At 41.6% G+C, this 1,782-nt stretch carries 4 protein-coding genes; all 4 read right to left on the bottom strand.

Features of this window, described 5'->3' with window-relative positions:
- On the bottom strand, positions 1 to 561 hold a 561-nt coding region (locus ACYPWY_RS16165), incomplete at its 3' end, for a hypothetical protein (RefSeq protein ID WP_459686576.1).
- Positions 558 to 1,148, bottom strand: coding sequence for a hypothetical protein (locus tag ACYPWY_RS16160; RefSeq protein ID WP_459686575.1), 591 nt, complete (start codon positions 1,146 to 1,148; stop codon positions 558 to 560). The genes ACYPWY_RS16160 and ACYPWY_RS16165, both read right to left, overlap by 4 nt.
- 11 nt (positions 1,149 to 1,159) lie before the next feature.
- A complete protein-coding gene (locus tag ACYPWY_RS16155; RefSeq protein WP_459686574.1) occupies positions 1,160 to 1,306 on the bottom strand; it encodes a hypothetical protein in 147 nt (48 codons plus the stop codon).
- 24 nt (positions 1,307 to 1,330) lie between these two features.
- On the bottom strand, positions 1,331 to 1,597 hold the full coding sequence (locus ACYPWY_RS16150) for a hypothetical protein (RefSeq protein WP_459686573.1): 267 nt from the start codon (positions 1,595 to 1,597) through the stop codon (positions 1,331 to 1,333).
- Positions 1,598 to 1,782 lie beyond the last annotated feature (185 nt).

The raw sequence follows: 1,782 nt of genomic DNA, 5'->3' as shown, positions 1-1,782 counted from the left end.
CATATTGGAAACAGTAAAAAGCCCATGATAGAATTGTTGATTTTTTATTGTTCGGGGGACAAATGACCAAAGTATTTGTACCAGTTTCAGTGTGTTTTGTGGGTTGATGTTATTTCCGTAGGAATGCCTGCCATACGAATAAATATTAGAGTGTTCTCTGTAAAGGGAGTGTGTGCCTGCATAGACTGATTCACTGTTCCAGTTATTTTCCGGCACACATACCAACAGGTGCATATTTTTATTGGCATCACTCAGCAACTCGTTTAACATGGAAACGGATTTCAATTCTTCAGGAACATATCGGTAATTATCCTTGTGGCGTTTCAAAGCGCAGTCACAAACGGCTTGATTGCGACACTCAACAGGAATGCGTTCCAAGTCGAAATGTCCCCAATAGCTTTTGTCGTTGGCAACCAGTGTATTGATATTGCTTTCGGACAAGTATTTTTCAGGCAGGTAATTGAGCAACTCTATCTGACCTTCCGCAAGCGCGGCGGCAACGATTTCCGGTGTAATAAGTTCTTCCGTCAAATTCTTGACGGCTTCTGTGATATGTTTCATGCTGTTTGCTTTTTTGTTAGTGGATGATTGATTGTAACTGCAAGCCGGTTATTGCGGAACACATACACCGGTTTATTTTCCCTTTCAGCGTATTCTTCCAATTCTTTCCAGTCGGCAAAAGCGATATGATTTTTTGCAAACCGGTTGTCCTTTTCAAATTCATAGATTTCCAGATGAAGGAAAGGATTCCATTTAATGACGTTGAGGACTTGGGCGAAATCAATGTTTTCGGAACGTTTTCCGAAGAGTATTGTCCAGTTTCCGTTTTCATAGAGGAAACACAGTTCCACCGCTTTCGCAAATACATCTCTGCTTTCGGACAATAAGGCTTCATTTTTTCTTTTGCTTGCGCCGTCATCGCGGATAGCGGCATAGCAATGGACTTTGTCGCCATACCACCGGTATTTCCCGTAGGGGGAAGGATTCAAGTTGTTGAGGTTGCCCAAATCAAGCAGCGCATCCAAGCGTTTTTCGACGGAATAAAAATTCTTCAATGTGAAAGCCGTTTTCTCCGGTTCTTCTACGTTGAGCAGGTCGATATGCCGTACATTTCCGTCCGGCAGGAGTTTTCCGATTTTTACGTTCATATTCTTAGTTTTTAAAATTTAACAGACTGAATAACAACACTATTGGCCGTTGCCGGCAGAATGTGAATACTGTGACCATTTTCTATCGCAACAACTTTTATTTCTTTTCCCTTGATGATGATGTGAAAATCATCCGTTTTAATTACTTGTTCTTCCATACAGGTACCTGTTCTTATAGATTTCTATTCTTTTCTAAAAAAAGCGACATAGCTCTTGTCAAGCGTGTATTCAACGTACAGAGGCGCTCCGCATCCCCAATAAGCTCCGCCTCTGTCGTAAGCGCCGTCATAAATGAGATAAACTCTGCGACAGTAGATTTTCTTTCCTTCGGCATCTTGTTTTGTCCCAATGTTGGAACGTCCCATTGGCGCACCATACTGCACATTCACGTCATATAAAAGCTGATTGTAGATTTCCGTTGGGGATGATTGCTGTGTTTGATTGTTCATATTGTTTTATCTAATAAATGATTAAGCGACTTTCTGCTGTCCCCAAGTGATGTGGAAATTTCCCTCTTTATCTTCTTCCCGATGCAGCAGGCTTTCGATAAGGGATGGCGAAATATCAAATTCATCAAAGATGTCGGATTCTTCCTTCACTTCGCCTGTCTTGATAAATTCGTTGAGGCGTTCCT

The sequence above is a fragment of the Viscerimonas tarda genome, from assembly GCF_054601255.1.
The sequence above is the reverse complement of the archived record's forward strand: the minus strand, read 5'-3'. Positions and strand labels throughout refer to the sequence as shown.